Raw genomic sequence first — 15,817 nt, 5'->3', positions numbered from 1 at the left:
GAATCTGCGCACTCCGACTACCCTCAGGTTGACACCAACATCTCCCTGATTGCATTCGGAGAAGGCAACTTTCGCAGTCGCTGGAGCGCACGATGCAGGTCGAGTGACACCTGGTCGGTCGAACGGGCAAGCGATGTTGCAGTCTCCTCGTTGTCGAGGCCGACGATCAACCGCAACACCAGGACGTCGCGCTCGACAACCGGAAGCGTTGTCGGAGGCGGGAGCGGCCCGACGGCGAAACCGTCGGATACCGCACGAGCAATCGCGACGCTCGTACTCGCGTACAGCAGACGCAAGAAGGGCTGATTCGTCTCCGATCCGTCGCACACTGCCGTGAGAACCGCGACGCACGCGGCATCCGCGGCGGAGTCGGAGACGGCCCGATCAAGCTCGGCGCGGCACCGCAGCACAACCATCGGACGAAACGCCGCATACAAACTGGCCATGGACTCACGGTTACCGCTCCGCGCCGCGGTGGCAAGCCCATCCAGCGAGCCTTCCTTCAACATGGGCTCACATTCTCTCTTTCTCGACGGGAAATTCGTTGTGCAGTCCGAGGGATCAACTACAACCGAATAGTCCGGCGAAGGGGTTCACAGTCGGCGCGGGTACCTGATCTTGCCGGCCTTGCCATTGGTCTCTCGCTGTCCCGATTGGCGCACTCACCAGTGAAGTCCTACATCCTTGCCGCCCACTGGCACTAACCTGGCAACTTCCTGGCAGGTGGCTTTTCAAACCGAACGCCTTGCACTGCAGAATTTTTCGATCTAACCAGCTTGTATTTTCTGCTCCAGGTCCGACCGTTCCGTTCCAGGCGGCGAGGGGTCACACGGGCGTAAGGTCGAGAGAGTTCGGCTCAGTCGTCAAGAGCGGAAGGACACCCAGACAATGCGGAGCGACGGAGATACGTGGGACATCGTCAGTAGCGTTGGACTCACCGCACTGGCAGTGGCAACATTTCGCGCATTGGAGAGCACCCGTCCGGATGCGATCATCGAAGACAAGTTCGCATCGTGGTTCGTAGAAGCCGCAGCAGAGCCACATTTCACAGCTCTGCTGAAAGATCCTGAACTCCTCGACGACACACCCTTCGGCGGTTTCATGGGCTTGCGAACCAGATTCTTCGACGAATTCTTCTTGTCGTCAACTGAATCCGGCGTTGCACAGGCGGTCATCGTCGCGGCAGGCTTGGATTCGCGTGCGTACCGACTGGAATGGGCGTCCGGATCGACAGTCTTCGAAGTAGATCAGCCAAAGGTATTGGAGTTCAAGGCCGAAGTGCTCGCGGCACACGACGCCCAGCCGAAAACCGATCGACGCGCTGTAGCCACCGATCTGCGAAACGACTGGCCGACCGCACTCGAGGAAGCTGGCTTCGATCCGCACAACCCCACCGCCTGGTCGGCGGAAGGCCTGCTCGCCTATCTCCCCGGCCCTGCCCACGACGCCCTGTTCGAACGGATCGACGAACTCTCGACCACCGGTAGTCGGTTGGCGGTGAACGACTTTCCGGCCGGCACCGACCCGAGCAAGCTTGCGGCCATCAGATCCAAGTACTTCGCCAAGAACCTGTTCGGCGACCTGGACATTTCGCAACTGTTCTACAGCGACACACGATCCGATCCGGGTCAGTGGTTAGCTGAACACAATTGGACCGTCCGTCGCTTCAGTTCGGTCGAGTTGGCAGAACTCTACGATCGCCGGATCCCCGAACTCCCCGAAGAAATCGCGGCACTGTCGGCGCAACCGTCTTTCCTGGCCGCGACCAAGAACTAACTCTCGCAGTCCTCACGAAAGCGCCTCGGGTGCAGCATTTCTCCCTTTTGTCCAGCTTCACCCTGCGTGTCACCACTACGAGCCGTAGACGGTACTCGAGGATGAACCGATTCAGTACTTCAGGCTGAGAATGTCTACACCTCAGACGGACGCGCGCCGGCGAAGATACTGATGAAATGAGTCCATGAAACTCGAACACACACGCAGGAAGAGTCGCCCACTCACGTTGGTGGCACTTGCCTCCGCAGCGGTATTCGCCCTTGCCGCATGTACTTCCGGGACCGATTCCGCACAAACCTCCGAAAACAGCACAAAGGTCTCCGCCACCGAGGCACCCGCAACGGTCACGATCCCTGACAGCGCCGTCGGCAAGCAGATCACCTGGCTTCTCAGCGCGGTCAACACGAGCACACCCTTGACCCAAGAAGGAATCGCCGAGCATTTCGGGCCCACCGCACCTGTTGTCCTGACACCTCCGGACTTCGACTCCATCCGAGCCGGACAGCCATGGACCACAGTGAATTACAGGGGAGGCGACACCGACGGCACTGTTTCCATCACCAGCACCACCGGCGGTGCGTTCGACATCAACGTCGTCGTCGACGGCAGCGGGCTGATCCTGGGAATGGCGATCACACCGACCAAGACCGATCATGTGCCGGCCGCATCGTGGCCAGAGCTCGAGGCAGTTGTCAAAGCGCTTCCCGCGCCGACCAATCTGACCGTCACCGAGGTCACCGGCGGAAAGAACGCCGCAGTCTTCAGTGTCGGTGACACCGCACCCCAGCCGACAGGGTCGACGATCAAGCTGTACGTTCTCGGCGCGGTCGCGACGGCTGTCAAGAACGGGACACTCTCCTGGGATCAGAAGCTCACGATCACCGACGACCTCAAATCGATGCCCGGTGGGACCCTGCAGGATCTGCCATCGGGAACTGAAGTCACGGTCCGGGAAACCGCCGGCAAGATGATCTCGATCAGCGACAACACCGCCACCGACATGTTGATCGCTGCTGTCGGGCGCGAGCAGGTCGAAGCCGAATTCGCGCCGATGGGCATGGCGGATCCTTCCCTCAACATCCCGCTCAAGCCGACCCGCGCACTGTTCCAACTCGGCTGGGGTGACGAAGGCGCACAACGTATCGCTTGGCGCGACGGAACTCCTGATGAGCGTCGAGCGATACTCGCGGCGCTGCCGGGTGGTCTGGTGGACATCCCGGCGTCAGCATTCACCACCCCCGCATGGCCTTTCGACATCGACTGGTTCGCCTCGCCCGCCGACCTGCGTTCCGCGTTGGTCTCGTTACAAGAGATGGCGAAGACCGAGAGCGGCGCACCTGTTCGAGACATACTCGCCGAAGATCCGGCGCTCAGCGACGAGTCCGCGAAATGGTTCACCTACGGCGGATTCAAGGGCGGCAGCTCCATCGGGGTCCTCGCGGGTGCCTATTACGTGGAACACGACGATCGTGCCTGGGTTGTCACCATGCAAACTCATGGTGACGAGGCTGCATCGGTTGCCGATCCGGCTCTGTACTTCGATCCGGTCGACGACGCGATGCTCTTGATCCAGAAGGATGCAACCAGCTAGAGCGCACTTCACAGCTCGACCACATATCACCGAAAGGCCTGTCCCGACAAAGCGAATCGTTGGGGCAGGCCTTGTCATCCCTCAGGAAAGTACGACGCTCTCGAGTCTGTCAGCGATCGCTTTGCCGACGCCCCAGTCGAGTGCTGCGCACCCGACCGACTTGAACACCGTGCGACCGCGACGCTCCACGCCGGATTCCATTACCGCGCCCAATGATCGGAGGGCGGAGATGGGAAACCGCCGCTCGATTGCCGACCGGACTTCACCCGACCCCTCCAGACATCCGGCTACATCGTCGAGAACGGTGACCGTCGAAGCATCGATGAGCCCGGCAGGAAGTTCCGTCATCGACGGACGGAAAGATCCGACTGCATTGACATGGACGCTTGCCGGGAGTGCCTCCAGGTCGAACAACGGTGACGTGGCGCCGGTCGCGCAACACACCACGTCAGCATTTCCGACGCATTCGTTTGCCGATCCTGCTATAGAGAACCGGAGTCCTGGATGCCTCACTTTTGCTTCGTCGACAAATCGTTGTGCATGCGCGAGAGTCCGGCTGTATACCGAGATCTCCTCGAATTCCCGCACTGCGCAGCAGGAATCAAGTTGTGTCGCGGCCTGGGCGCCGGAGCCGAGGATCGCCAGACGCCTGACCCTTTCCGGCGCCAGGACGTCCGTTGCCACGCCCGAAACCGCACCGGTTCGCAGCGCGGTGAACCGGTGGGCTTCCACACTGAACCGCGGAAGTCCGGTGGCTCCGTCGTACCAGAGCACAGTGCCTTCGATGCGCCTGCTTCCGTCGATGTCGTAGATCGTCAACGTCTTGACAACGGCGTCTCGGGTGGTCCGATGCAGCGCAGACATCACGAGCAACTGGCCGTCCGCCACTACCGTTCGCGGCGGCTGTTCGAGCCGCCCCTCGTGAAGTTCGGTGATGGCACCGGCCACCGCTGCGACGGCGACCCCGACCGGAATCAGCGAGTCGAGCCTGGCGAGGTCGATGTGTGGAGCCGGTGGAGCCACTGCATGATCTTCGATTTCCATCGTTATTCGATTCCGTTTCTCGGGGTGTACTTCAGGGCTAGTTCACTGAAATTCCTTGACATCCAATCGGTAAGGTATTACACCTAATGCATCCTCGCAAGGCTCCGTACGAACCCGCCGTTCCGAACGAACGGCCCGAAGGTGGATCTGATGGACAAAACAATGACGCGGTTCTCGAGGCGTACCGCTCTGGTGGGAACTGCAACTGCACTCGCACTGGTTCTCGGTGGTTGTTCAGGCGCAGCTAAAGACGCAGGCGCCTCGTCCGAGCCCGCCGGCGAGCCGCAGCGGGGCGGTGAACTGCGAGTTTCGATCGGCGCAGAACCGATTGCACCTGCGTTCGACATGGGAACAATGGCCGTCACCTCGGTGGGTACAGCATCGATCGCCACCCTCGCGTACAACGGTCTGGTCGACTTCAAGGACGGTCAACCGGTACCCGAACTCGCTACGTCCTGGAAGCAGACCTCCCCCACCCAGTACGTCTTCACCCTCCGCGACGGTGTGAAGTTCACCGACGGAACGCCGTTCGATGCCGAAGCCGTCAAATTCAATCTCGATCGATTGCTCGACCCGAACGGAACCGGTGCGAACCTGCCGCCGTCTTTGGAATCGGTTGAGGTCAGCGCACCCCATGAAGTAACCATGAATCTCTCGACCCCCGCCGGTGGATTTGTCGCCTCGTTGCGCCGTGGACGGGTGATGATGATGTCCCCCACCGCCGTGACGCAGTACGCCAAGACCGACCCGTTCAAAGCTTCGGTGGGCACCGGTCCGTACAAGTTCGAGGAGTACAAGACCGGTCAGTACATCAGGCTCGTCCGCAACGACGACTACTGGGCTGACGACAACTACCTGGATTCGATCAAGATCTCGATCCTTCCCGACCCGACCACCTCGATGCAGGCATTCGTCAACGGGGAACTCGATGTTCTCGGTGTGACACCGGCCCAACTCGCACAAGTCAAAAGCAGAGGCAACTCGGTCATCAAGACGTCGATCAGCAACACGTTCAACTACGTCAGTTTCAATCAGGCGGTCAAGCCTTTCGACAACGTCGACGTCCGCCGTGGATTCTCTGCGGCGATCAACCGCGACGGTATTGCACAGGGCATCTACCAGGGATACGCCGATCCGGCGAGTGGGCCACTCAGCCCGAAAATCGGCGATGCATACTCGGACCTCTCCGGCCTTGCCTCGCAGACGTTTTCAACAGAGAAGGCGAAGGAATTCCTGAAGACCGGAAACTTCGACTTCGGTACGACGATTCCGTTCAGCACGTTCACCCAGGCCCCGTTCTCGACAGAGGCTGATGCGGTTGCCGAACAGTTCCAGAATGTCGGAGTCAAAGTCGACATGAGCAAAGAAGAGTTCGGATCCTGGGCTCAGAAGATCTACACAGCAAAGAATTTCACGGTCATGAACAGCGGCCAGACCACGGCCACCGTCGATCCCGACGAGATTCTCTACCCTTTGTTCCACAGTAAGGGCGATCTGAACGCCTCTTCGATCAACGACCCCGAGCTCGACAAGCTGCTCGACGATGCTCGCGCCGAACAGGATCCGCAGCAACGAGCACAGATGTACCAGCAGGCGTCCAAGCTGATCGCGGACAAAGCTTACGCAGCGTTCACCGTGTACCCGCAGAAGATCGCCGCAACCAGCCCGTCGGTCGGTGGATACGAATTCACGGAAGGTGGCACCAATCCGCTCTCGAGGGTTTGGCTCGCCAAGTGAGCGTGATCGAAGCGGTACCTGACTCCGATATGCCGCCGAAGGCGACAGAGCCCGCGCCCTCGTCCGGGCGGCTGCGCCGAATCGCGCGAACCCTGTTGATCAACGCTGCACAACTGGGAATCGTCGGACTCGCCGCAACTTTCCTGATGTTCGTACTTCTTCGGACAATCCCCGGTGACCCGGCTCGCACGGTCAGCGGGCCCGGTGGGTCCGTCAGTCCAGAGCAGATCGCGCGTATTCGTTCCGAACTCGGCCTCGACAAGCCCGTGGTGGTCCAGTATTTCGACTGGCTGTCCGCAGCGGCCCGTGGCGACCTCGGAAAGTCCTTGGTGCTCAACGACTCGGTGACCACCTTGCTGTCCGACCGAATCGTCGTAACACTCCAACTGGGTATGTACGCGCTTGCCTTCGCATTGTTGGTGGCGGTACCGCTGAGCGTCCTCGCGTCGAGGTTCACCAGCGATCGCGCGAACCGGAGTGTGCGACTGGTCGGAACGCTGGGTATCGCAGTACCCAGCTTCTGGTTGGCTCTCCTGTTGATCATCGCGTTCCAGAACGTCTTACCGACGTTTGGATACTCCTCGATCAGCGACGGTATCGGTGCACATTTCCAACACATGATTCTTCCGACCATCGCGTTGGGTGTCGGTATGTCGACTCTGCTCTTCGAAACCACGCGTGCGTCCTTGATCGGCACACTCAACTCCGATTACGTCCGCACAGCAAGGTCATTCGGGATCCCCGAGCGCCGCGTCTACTCCCGATACGCACTACGGAACGCACTGCTTCCCACCGTGACCATCGCAGGACTGGAGATGGGAGCGCTGATGGGTGGAGCGCTACTCGTCGAAAACGCTTTTGCCGTTCCCGGTATGGGCCGACTCCTCGTTCAATCCGTCTTGGCTCGCGACTACACAGTGGTGCAGGGTTGCATCCTCGTGCTGGTCATCGTCGTCGTATCCGTCAATCTTCTGATGGATGTCGTCTATTCCTTCATCGATCCCAGAGTCAGGACCGACAATGACTGAGTCATTCGGGGCTGCGTCATCCCCGATCGCGCGGAGCACACGTCATCGGCGTCGATTCATGGCCCGCATTCTCTCTTTACCCGGACAGAAGCTGGCATGGAGCATTCTGTTCGTACTGGTGTCGGCTGCCGTGCTCGCGCCTCTTCTCGCGCCGCACTCCCCCAACGTCCAAGATCTCACGTCGACGCTCGCTCCACCCAGCGGTGAGCATCTCCTCGGCACCGATGACCTGGGTCGAGATCAGTTGAGCCGTCTACTGTTCGGACTCCGCACCTCACTCGCCATCAGTGCTGCCGTGACGTTGGGCGTCATGATCATCGGGCTACCGCTCGGAATGCTGGCAGGTTTCACCCGGGGAATTGCGAATACCGTCATTGCCCGGCTCATCGACGTCGGGTTGGCTTTGCCATCGTTGCTGCTCGCACTCGCGCTCATCGCCGCAATGGGAGCCGGGGTCACCAGTACGGTCATCGCTCTCGTTGCGGGCTACACGCCGTATCTCGCACGGGTTACCCGCAGTGTCGTACTCAGGATTCGTGAAGAGGAATATATCGACAGCGCAGCCGTGAGCGGAGTTCCGACCTGGCGCATCATCATTCGGCACGTCACGCCGAACATGATCGAATCAGTATCGGTTCAGCTGACCCTGATCTTCGCCTTCACCGTTATCGCCGAGGCCGGGCTCAGCTTCGTCGGCCTCGGTATCCAGCCACCGACCTCGTCTCTGGGCAACATGCTCGCCCTCGGCTCGACCCACAGCATCGACCTACCTTTGATGTCGGTAGTCCCCGGATGCACCATCGCCCTCGTCGTCATCACTTTGCTGGTCTGTGGAGACGGCCTTCGCCACGCGCTCGACCCGAGGAGCAACCGATGACGAAACCACTACTGTCGATCACGGATCTCCGTGTAACACTGGCTGACAATCCCGCACTGCGGCCTGTGGACGGAGTCAGCTTCCACATAGATTCGGGTGAGAGCGTCGCTTTGGTCGGTGAAAGCGGTTGCGGCAAATCAGTGACGTCGTACTCCGTACTCGGTCTCCTCGAAGGCTCCCTGGCAGCGCACGGAGAGATGGTCTTCGACGGCCGGCGATTCGACATGTCTGACAGTGTTGCGCTGGCCCCACTTCGAGGCACCTCCATTGCGATGATCCCCCAGGACCCCGGAACCTCGCTGAATCCGGTGGTGAGCATCGAACGACAACTCGGCGATCTCGTCCGCATCCACCACAAGCTCACCAAACGCATTGCAGCCAAACGAGTACGCGAACTGCTGGCCCGAGTCGGAATTCCGGCGCCGGATCGGGTCGCCGGTGCGTTTCCTTTCGAACTGTCCGGTGGCATGCGCCAACGTGTACTCATCGCAATGGCTCTGGCCTGCGAACCGACGATGCTGATCGCCGATGAGCCGACCACCGCACTGGACACAACAGTGCAAGCGCAGATCATGGATCTTTTGCACAGTCTCATCGCAGACGAGGGAATGTCCATGATGTTCATCTCCCACGATCTCGGACTGGTTGCACAACACTGCAACCGGGCGTACGTGATGTACGCGGGCAAGATCGTCGAATTCGGATCGGTCGACAACGTACTGCGGGAACCGGAGCATCCGTACACGCATGCGCTGGTCGACTGTTTGGAAAGCATGAACTCGGGTGCTCGACGCTTGAAGACGGTACGAGGGATCGTGCCGTCGTTGTCTGACCGAAACCACGGTTGCCACTTCGCCCCTCGCTGCGACCGCGCGGGCAACGAATGCCTCTCAGGCTCACCCGAACTCGAAAGAAGCGGACACAATTTCGCGGCCTGCCTGCACCCGATGACAGGCTCACATCAGCGCGTCTTGGCAAGTGAGGTGGCTCGGTGACTACACACCAGTTCGTTTCCACACACGAAGTGGCCCGATTGGAAGGGATCACCCATTCCTTCCGGACACGTCTGGGCGGCCGCGCCGTGCAAGCACTTCGGGGCGTCGACCTGTCGATCCAGGCAGGACGGTCTCTTGGACTCGTCGGTGAAAGCGGAAGCGGCAAGTCCACTCTCGGTCGGGTCGTGACCGGCCTGCTCGAGCCGTCCGGCGGCAACCTGGAAATACTGGGGCAGCGTGTCACCGGCCAGTCCTCTCGCAAGCGAACCCCGGGATCTGTGCAAATGATCTTCCAGAACCCGCGCGCATCGATAGATCCGAAGCTACCGATCTGGCGGGCGATCGCCGAACCACTACGCATAGGCGGGCATTCGGCGCGACGTCAGGACGTCGACGACTTGCTGGACCGCGCCGGACTGAGTGCGTCGTACGGAGACATGTACGCGCACCAACTTTCGGGTGGGCAGTGCCAGCGAGTGGCGATCGCACGCGCAGTCGCAGCGAAACCGCAACTCATCGTTGCCGACGAACCTGTCTCCGCACTGGACGTTTCGGTGCAGGCACAGATCCTCAACCTCCTCAAGGATATTCAAGAGGACTCCGGAACATCCTTCCTTTTCATCAGCCACGATCTAGGCGTCGTTCGATTCTTCTGCGACGAGGTTGCCGTCCTGTATCTGGGTCAGGTGCAGGAGTACGGTTCGACCGAGAGCATTCTGACCGAACCTGCACACCCGTACACGCGGGCATTGGCCTCGGCATCGCCGACGTTGTTCTCCGAAGCTGCGCGAGAGCGAATCATCCTCGCGGGCGAGCCTCCGAAGCCTGACAACCCGCCCAGCGGCTGTGTCTTTCACGAGAGATGTCACCTGCGCATCGGCGCGATCTGCGACACGGTCTCGCCCCCGACCTATTCCACGCCTTCAGGTGAGGCGCGTTGTCATCTTTACGCCCCGACTCTTTCCTCGAGTTCGTGATCACGTCACTGCGTTGATCGAAACATTCGCCTTTCCAACAACTACCCGGAACGGAAGACCATGAGCACCAATCCCCTCAGGATCCTCGCCTCCATCGCCGACGTGTGCGACGACGCAAACGCCTCCGTCGCGTTTCACGTCCGCAGTCTCGACGGGAAGTTCGAAATCGGTTCCGCCGCTGATGCGCGTTCGGTAACCGCCTCGACCTACAAAGTTCCCGTCATGCTCGAGGTCGCCGCCCAGGCATCCGAGGGACGCTTACAACTGGCCGACCGAATCAAGGTCCCTGCAGACAGGCGCACCATCGGGCCGTCCGGGATTTCAGCGATGACGGACGACGTCGAAGTATCCATCCGGGATCTGGCGCTACTCATGATGCAGGTCAGCGACAACACCGCCACCGACATCCTGCAAGAGATGGTCGGTACCGAGAGCATCATGCGTCGACTGCGCTCGCTCGGACTGAACTCGACCGACATCACCACCGACTGCGAAGGCATCATTTCGCTTGCTCTCCAGGAACTCTCGACCGAGAAATACGCAACATTGCAGAACACGTCCACCGGTAACCCGTTCGGGCTGCCCGAAGACGAGTTCGTCGCGGCAATCGCAGCAGGCGAATCGTTGAACGCGCGCGGCGGAAACACCAGCACCCCGCGCGAGATGACCGAACTGCTCAGCCTCATCTGGACGGACAAGGCCGCTGACGCCGAAGCCTGTGCCGAAGTGCGGCGAGTAATGGGACTGCAGTTCGCGCCTCACCGACTCTCCTCCGCGTACGTCGACGGCCCGACGATCTCCGGCAAGACCGGCACGTTCCTGGCCGGCGTTCGCAACGAGGTGGGTGTCGTCGACTTCGGCGACGGGGACGTCTACGTTGTAGCCATTTTCCTGAGGGACAAGAACAACAACATGCGTAACAGCAAGGTGGACGCGGCAATCGGGAAGATCGCCGCACTTGCGATCGACAGTCTTCGGAACGCAAGCCGAGACGCCGCTGCGACAGCGGTAACAGCCTGATGACCGTCATGCTCGGCGCACCCCCCTCGATGGCGGAGATGACGTGGACCAAGATGCAAGAGACGATGAACGACGGGATCCGCAACGTCATCTTCGCAGTGGGAGCGACCGAACAACACGGCCCGCACCTGCCCCTGTCCACCGACACCCTGATCGGCACTGCCACTTCGCTTGCCGTCGCCGCACGGATCGGGGCGACGATGGTGGCGCCCACCATCGCATTCGGGGTTTCCCCGCACCACATGTCCTTCCCCGGAACGGTCTCCCTACGCGAAGCAACCTTTCTCGACGTGGTCGAAGACTATGTTCGCAGTCTCGCCGCTCATGGGTTCGACAATATCCTCGTCATCTCGAGCCACGGAGGTAACTTCGAACCCCTCGCGCATCTGATCGAGAGAGTCGGGCCCCGGATCGGCGAGACACGGATTCATGCACACACCGACCTTCTCCAGTTGCTCGCGGCTTTCGAAGCAGTGGCTGACCAGGATTCGATCTCTCCCGAAGCCTGCGGTTCTCATGCCGGCGATTTCGAAACATCGATAGTCCTCGCACTGCGACCCGACCTCGTCGACATGACCGCCGCCGAGCCCGGATTCCTCGGACGCTTCGACAAGGACACTGCCGCCGCGTTGTTCGACGGCGGGACAAAAGCATTGTCGGTGAACGGCATTCTGGGCGACCCCGCCGCCGCACTGGCGTCACGCGGCGAACGGTATCTCGAATCACTGACCACCGTTGTCTCGGAATACTTTTGTACCGAGATCGCAAAGTACGAAGGACGCGAAAGATGACTGTCGACGTACAGCGGGTGGTGCAGGCCGAGCTCGACGCAATGGTCAGCGCAGACACCCAACTCGGCATCCAGGTGGCGGTGTACCAGCATGGTCAGCTGGTCGTCGATGCCTGGTCCGGACACACCGAACCCACTCGAAATGCGCCTGTCCGAAGTGACACCCTGTTCCCGATCTTCTCGTGCAGCAAAGGTCTGATGTATACGACGGTGCATCTGCTGGCCGAAAGCGGCGAACTCGACTACGACGCACGGGTGAGCGACTATTGGCCGGAGTTCGGACAGAACGGCAAGAGAGAGGCAACCATTCGACAGGTCCTCGTACACACCTCCGGAGTCCAAGACATCACACACGACTTTCACCTCGACGACTGGGACGGCACCTGCGCTCGCCTGGCCGAGTCCGAGGCCATGTGGATTCCGGGTAGCGAGACCGCGTACCGCGGACTGTCTTCCGGATTCGTTCTCGGCGAGGTAGCAAGTCGCGTGTACGGAAAGCCCTTCGGCCAGATCGTCACCGAACTGATCTGCGAGCCTTTAGGTATCACGGATCTGTTCTTCGGCGTTCCCGCTTCGGTGAAGGACCGCATCGCAGTTCTCGCGAATGACGAATCAGTTCTGACCGGTCCCGCGTCGAGCCCCGATACTCGGATCATGGCCGAACTCTTCAACACCCCGTCGATTCAGGCATCCGCGGTACCTGCCGGAGGCGCCATCACCTCCGCCCGATCGTTGGCGAGACACTACGCGTCGTTGATCGGCGATGGTGTGGACGGAGTGCGTCTACTCCCGCCGGCGCGGACCACTCTTACAACGACGTTGGAAACCGATGCGTACGATCAAACGCACAAGGCGCCGGTCCGCAAGGGTTTGGGTTATCTACTGGGCGACAAAGGGATTGCGATGGGCGGACGGTCGAATTCATTCGGCCACAGCGGGTTCGGCGGTTCGTACGGGTTCGCCGATCCGGACTACGGTTTGAGTTTCGCGCTCACGAAGAATCGACTGGTTGCCACGACGCCTCCCGAGGTGCCTGCCTCGATCGTCCTGGCGAATACGGTACGAGAAGCTTTGTCCATCCCGAACGGTTGACCACCTCGGACCGAGTAGTCGCGAAGACAATCGACAGACGGAGAGTCTCACTATGCACGTTTACATTTCGGTGGACATGGAAGGCATCGCAGGAATCGCGACGCTCGACCAGATAGTTCGTGGAGGTCACGGATACCAATGTGCGCAAGCACTGATGACAGCCGAGGCCAACGCAGCAATCGCCGGAGCATTCGACGCGGGCGCGCAATCGGTGCTCGTCAACGACAGTCATGGAACGATGGACAATCTGCTGCACGCCGAACTGGATCCGCGGGCGCGGGTTCTGTTCGGATCGCCGAAGCTGCAGTGCATGGCAGAGGGTCTCACCACTGAACACGACGTGGCTCTTTTTGTCGGCTACCACGCTCCTGCGGGTGGTCCGGGTGTGCTGGCACATACGTTCTCGGCTCTGTTCACGGATGTTCGCCTCGACGGCAGGACCGTGTCGGAAAGCGATGTGAACTCGCTCTACGCGGCTACCCACGGCGTGCCGGTCGGCTTGGTCACTGGAGACGACGTGATCTGCGGGTTGGTCAGCGCTACATCTCCTTCGACCGAAACCGTCGTGGTGAAACAAGCGCACGGGTGGTCGGCTACCAACTCACTGCCGCCGACTCTGGCGTGCGCAGCCATTCGCGATGCATCCAGACGAGCTGTGCAACAGTGTGACTCGTTGAAGCCGACGGAGTTGCGCGACGAGTGGGTACTCGAAATCGTTCACCCGACAACAACTGCTGCGGAGATGGCGGAGGGTGTCCCAGGTTCTCGGCGAACGTCAGATCGAACCATCGAGCATCGCTTGGACACCGTCGACGACATCATCGGACTGATCACCGTCAACTATCAATTGGCATCTGCCGGCCTCCGCGGGCAGATGACGATCGCCAACCGTCAGTAGAGGGCAAATTTCTATGAGAGTGACCGTTATCGGTGCGGGTTCGATCGGGTTGTGCTCGGCGCTGGCCTTAGCTGCCGAAGGAGCCGAGGTCTGTGTCGTCGACGCGAGGACTGCAGGAGCCGGCGCATCGCGACACAATGCCGGGTGGGTCGTCCCGAGCATGTCAGCACCCGTCCCCGCGCCCGGAGTACTGACCCAATCGCTGAAGTGGATTCTGCGTCCTGACAGCCCACTGTACATCCGCCCTAGCCGTGACCCTCGCTTCGTCTCCTTCATGATTGCGATGCTTCGCAACTGCACTACAACGAAATTCGAATCCGGTCTGCGAAATCTGATGGCACTCAATCATCGGACTTTCGAGCTTTTCGACGAACTCGAGCGCTCCGGGCTGCAGTTCGAGAACCACCGATCCGGGTTGGTGCAGCTGTTTCGTACACAGAAGTCGCTCGATTCTCACGCCGAAGAAATGACGCTGGTGCGAGCACTCGGCGGTGACGAATTCGACGTACTGACCAGTGCCCGAACGGCTCAGATGATGCCGGGACTCTCGAACTCGGTTCTCGGTGGGATCGTCTGTCCCAACGAAAGATTCCTCGACCCTGCAGCTTTCATCGAGAGCTTGATCGCGCAATGCGAGAGCCTGGGAGTCGAGATCATGGAAGGCACCGAACTCACGCTGTCGGCAGACTTCACAGGTAACGTGACGGCGTCTGGGGCAGACAGGCCGATGACGTCGGATCATTTTGTGGTCGCCGCGGGCGCCTGGAGCGCAGACGTGGTCCGTGCCCTCGGGTACACGCTCCCCGTCCAATCGGGCAAAGGCTATGGTTTTGATGTTCCACCGATGTTCCCCGCTGGAGTTCGGGCGTCGTATCTATCGGAAGCCAAAGTTGCCGTCACGCCGTTGTCCGGCGCGACCCGACTGGCCGGCACCATGGGATTCGGTGGCCGAAGTGAACACATCGACAGGCGAAGGGCCGGAGGAATACTGACCTCGGCGGCCGACTATTTCGACAACTGGGAACGTCCGCAGAACGCAGTCCCGTGGTCGGGGCTACGTCCGATGACACCGGACGGAATGCCCGTCATCGGTCGCTTAACTCACCATCCGAATGTCACCGTCGCGACCGGCCACGCGATGCTGGGTATAACCCTCGGCCCCGTCACCGGAGAGTTGGTCGCTCGCAGCGTGTTCGGCCGAAGCCTCCCCGCCTATGCTGGTGCGTTCGGGGTGGACCGCTTCAGTCGGACTTTTCGGCACGTCCGGCCCACAATCCGCTGACGTGGTGGAGGTGTGCAGTCATGACAGCTTCGGCCGCAACCGGGTCTCGCGACTCCAACGCCTTCAGGAGTTGATCGTGCTCTCGCGCGGACCCGACCAGATCCTTGCTGCCCGCAATGCCTTTGAGCCCGGACAGTCGGGTCTGATCGCGCAACTGCTCCACCACCTTGACCAGCCGTGCGTTACCCAGTGCAGCCAACAGTTCCAGGTGAAAGTCCTTGTCGAGGGTCAGGAAGGAGACCAGATCCCCCTCAGCCGCGGCGTTCTCGACGCGCTTGCTCAGCGTCCAGAGATCGGTGAGATCCAACGGGGGTTCGAGCACAGCAACCTTCGCCATTGCAGGTGGCTCGAGCATCAACCGAACTTCGACGATCTCCTCGAGTTCGTCATCCGTCAGTTCGACGATGCGAAAGCCGCGGTTCCTCACCATCTCGATGAGACCTTGGCTCTTCAGATCGAGTAGAGCCTCGCGTACCGGAGTGGGCGAGACTTCGAGCTGCGCAGCGATGTCTCCAATCGCGTAGAGCCGGCCGGACTCGAGTTCACCGCTCGAGATCCGAGCCCGAAGCAGTCTCGTGGCATCGCTGCGCAAGCTGGTCCGTGCCAGTGGTTGGAATACGGCACTCTGCTTTTCGTCGCGGGTACTACGATCTGCGCTTGAACCGGCCGGCTGCTTCGTCCCCATACCTGCACCCTAATACCGATCGATG

At 60.6% G+C, this 15,817-nt stretch carries 15 protein-coding genes; 12 read left to right on the top strand and 3 right to left on the bottom strand.

Translation table 11 applies throughout. The annotated features are described in order from the left end of the window. Window positions 1–23: 23 nt before the first annotated feature. Window positions 24–509: an RNA polymerase subunit sigma gene (locus tag ACFQ6Y_RS17245; protein WP_378635023.1), complete on the bottom strand. Its 486-nt coding sequence runs from the start codon at window positions 507–509 to the stop codon at window positions 24–26. A gap of 379 nt (window positions 510–888) precedes the next feature. Between ACFQ6Y_RS17245 and ACFQ6Y_RS17240 the strand changes: the two genes are divergently transcribed. After that, window positions 889–1,776 carry an SAM-dependent methyltransferase gene (locus ACFQ6Y_RS17240; protein ID WP_378635020.1) on the top strand — a complete coding sequence of 296 codons (888 nt, stop codon included), beginning with the start codon at window positions 889–891 and terminating at the stop codon, window positions 1,774–1,776. Window positions 1,777–1,960: 184 nt separating this feature from the next. Then, window positions 1,961–3,367 (top strand): serine hydrolase, encoded by a 1,407-nt coding sequence (locus ACFQ6Y_RS17235; protein WP_378635015.1) that lies wholly within the window; start codon window positions 1,961–1,963, stop codon window positions 3,365–3,367. 81 nt (window positions 3,368–3,448) lie between these two features. Here the strand turns inward: ACFQ6Y_RS17235 and ACFQ6Y_RS17230 are convergent, their stop codons facing one another. Further along, window positions 3,449–4,411 (bottom strand): ornithine cyclodeaminase family protein, encoded by a 963-nt coding sequence (locus ACFQ6Y_RS17230; RefSeq protein ID WP_378635011.1) that lies wholly within the window; start codon window positions 4,409–4,411, stop codon window positions 3,449–3,451. 150 nt (window positions 4,412–4,561) lie between these two features. On the opposite strand from ACFQ6Y_RS17230, the gene ACFQ6Y_RS17225 reads away from it, so the two are divergent. Genes ACFQ6Y_RS17225 through ACFQ6Y_RS17180 form a run of 10 tightly spaced genes read left to right on the top strand, consistent with a single transcriptional unit; the run spans window position 4,562 to window position 15,107 of the window. Next, window positions 4,562–6,148: an ABC transporter substrate-binding protein gene (locus ACFQ6Y_RS17225; protein WP_378635008.1), complete on the top strand. Its 1,587-nt coding sequence runs from the start codon at window positions 4,562–4,564 to the stop codon at window positions 6,146–6,148. Then, window positions 6,145–7,176, top strand: coding sequence for an ABC transporter permease (locus tag ACFQ6Y_RS17220; RefSeq protein WP_378635003.1), 1,032 nt, complete (start codon window positions 6,145–6,147; stop codon window positions 7,174–7,176). The genes ACFQ6Y_RS17225 and ACFQ6Y_RS17220 overlap by 4 nt, the downstream gene beginning before the upstream one ends. Further along, window positions 7,169–8,053: an ABC transporter permease gene (locus ACFQ6Y_RS17215; RefSeq protein WP_378635000.1), complete on the top strand. Its 885-nt coding sequence runs from the start codon at window positions 7,169–7,171 to the stop codon at window positions 8,051–8,053. The genes ACFQ6Y_RS17220 and ACFQ6Y_RS17215 overlap by 8 nt, the downstream gene beginning before the upstream one ends. Further along, entirely contained in the window at window positions 8,050–9,048 is a 999-nt protein-coding gene (locus ACFQ6Y_RS17210; protein WP_378634995.1) for an ABC transporter ATP-binding protein, read from the top strand. Before ACFQ6Y_RS17215 ends, ACFQ6Y_RS17210 begins: the two co-directional genes overlap by 4 nt. After that, a complete protein-coding gene (locus tag ACFQ6Y_RS17205; RefSeq protein WP_378634991.1) occupies window positions 9,045–10,025 on the top strand; it encodes an oligopeptide/dipeptide ABC transporter ATP-binding protein in 981 nt (326 codons plus the stop codon). The genes ACFQ6Y_RS17210 and ACFQ6Y_RS17205 overlap by 4 nt, the downstream gene beginning before the upstream one ends. A 60-nt stretch (window positions 10,026–10,085) precedes the next feature. Next, entirely contained in the window at window positions 10,086–11,045 is a 960-nt protein-coding gene (locus ACFQ6Y_RS17200; RefSeq protein WP_378634986.1) for a serine hydrolase, read from the top strand. Continuing rightward, window positions 11,045–11,836: a creatininase family protein gene (locus tag ACFQ6Y_RS17195; RefSeq protein WP_378634982.1), complete on the top strand. Its 792-nt coding sequence runs from the start codon at window positions 11,045–11,047 to the stop codon at window positions 11,834–11,836. Before ACFQ6Y_RS17200 ends, ACFQ6Y_RS17195 begins: the two co-directional genes overlap by 1 nt. Beyond that, a complete protein-coding gene (locus ACFQ6Y_RS17190; protein WP_378634979.1) occupies window positions 11,833–12,927 on the top strand; it encodes a serine hydrolase domain-containing protein in 1,095 nt (364 codons plus the stop codon). Before ACFQ6Y_RS17195 ends, ACFQ6Y_RS17190 begins: the two co-directional genes overlap by 4 nt. Before the next feature lie 52 nt (window positions 12,928–12,979). Beyond that, window positions 12,980–13,825 carry a M55 family metallopeptidase gene (locus ACFQ6Y_RS17185; RefSeq protein ID WP_378634974.1) on the top strand — a complete coding sequence of 282 codons (846 nt, stop codon included), beginning with the start codon at window positions 12,980–12,982 and terminating at the stop codon, window positions 13,823–13,825. Window positions 13,826–13,838: 13 nt separating this feature from the next. Next, on the top strand, window positions 13,839–15,107 hold the full coding sequence (locus tag ACFQ6Y_RS17180) for an NAD(P)/FAD-dependent oxidoreductase (protein ID WP_378634971.1): 1,269 nt from the start codon (window positions 13,839–13,841) through the stop codon (window positions 15,105–15,107). Here the strand turns inward: ACFQ6Y_RS17180 and ACFQ6Y_RS17175 are convergent. Continuing rightward, window positions 15,067–15,792 (bottom strand): GntR family transcriptional regulator, encoded by a 726-nt coding sequence (locus ACFQ6Y_RS17175; protein ID WP_378634968.1) that lies wholly within the window; start codon window positions 15,790–15,792, stop codon window positions 15,067–15,069. The two genes, ACFQ6Y_RS17180 and ACFQ6Y_RS17175, sit on opposite strands and share 41 nt — an antisense overlap. Window positions 15,793–15,817 lie beyond the last annotated feature (25 nt).

The organism is Rhodococcus sp. NPDC056516, from assembly GCF_042794655.1.
Lineage (GTDB): Bacteria > Actinomycetota > Actinomycetes > Mycobacteriales > Mycobacteriaceae > Rhodococcus_F.
Note: the sequence above shows the minus strand (reverse complement) of the source record. Positions and strands in the feature narration are given on the sequence as shown.

Coding starts and splice junctions, on each gene's coding strand:
- ACFQ6Y_RS17245 (WP_378635023.1), bottom strand. CDS start 509: ATGTTGAAGGAAGGCTCGCTGGATGGGCTTGCCACCGCGGCGCGGAGC.
- ACFQ6Y_RS17240 (WP_378635020.1), top strand. CDS start 889: ATGCGGAGCGACGGAGATACGTGGGACATCGTCAGTAGCGTTGGACTC.
- ACFQ6Y_RS17235 (WP_378635015.1), top strand. CDS start 1,961: ATGAAACTCGAACACACACGCAGGAAGAGTCGCCCACTCACGTTGGTG.
- ACFQ6Y_RS17230 (WP_378635011.1), bottom strand. CDS start 4,411: ATGGAAATCGAAGATCATGCAGTGGCTCCACCGGCTCCACACATCGAC.
- ACFQ6Y_RS17225 (WP_378635008.1), top strand. CDS start 4,562: ATGGACAAAACAATGACGCGGTTCTCGAGGCGTACCGCTCTGGTGGGA.
- ACFQ6Y_RS17215 (WP_378635000.1), top strand. CDS start 7,169: ATGACTGAGTCATTCGGGGCTGCGTCATCCCCGATCGCGCGGAGCACA.
- ACFQ6Y_RS17210 (WP_378634995.1), top strand. CDS start 8,050: ATGACGAAACCACTACTGTCGATCACGGATCTCCGTGTAACACTGGCT.
- ACFQ6Y_RS17200 (WP_378634986.1), top strand. CDS start 10,086: ATGAGCACCAATCCCCTCAGGATCCTCGCCTCCATCGCCGACGTGTGC.
- ACFQ6Y_RS17195 (WP_378634982.1), top strand. CDS start 11,045: ATGACCGTCATGCTCGGCGCACCCCCCTCGATGGCGGAGATGACGTGG.
- ACFQ6Y_RS17190 (WP_378634979.1), top strand. CDS start 11,833: ATGACTGTCGACGTACAGCGGGTGGTGCAGGCCGAGCTCGACGCAATG.
- ACFQ6Y_RS17185 (WP_378634974.1), top strand. CDS start 12,980: ATGCACGTTTACATTTCGGTGGACATGGAAGGCATCGCAGGAATCGCG.
- ACFQ6Y_RS17180 (WP_378634971.1), top strand. CDS start 13,839: ATGAGAGTGACCGTTATCGGTGCGGGTTCGATCGGGTTGTGCTCGGCG.
- ACFQ6Y_RS17175 (WP_378634968.1), bottom strand. CDS start 15,792: ATGGGGACGAAGCAGCCGGCCGGTTCAAGCGCAGATCGTAGTACCCGC.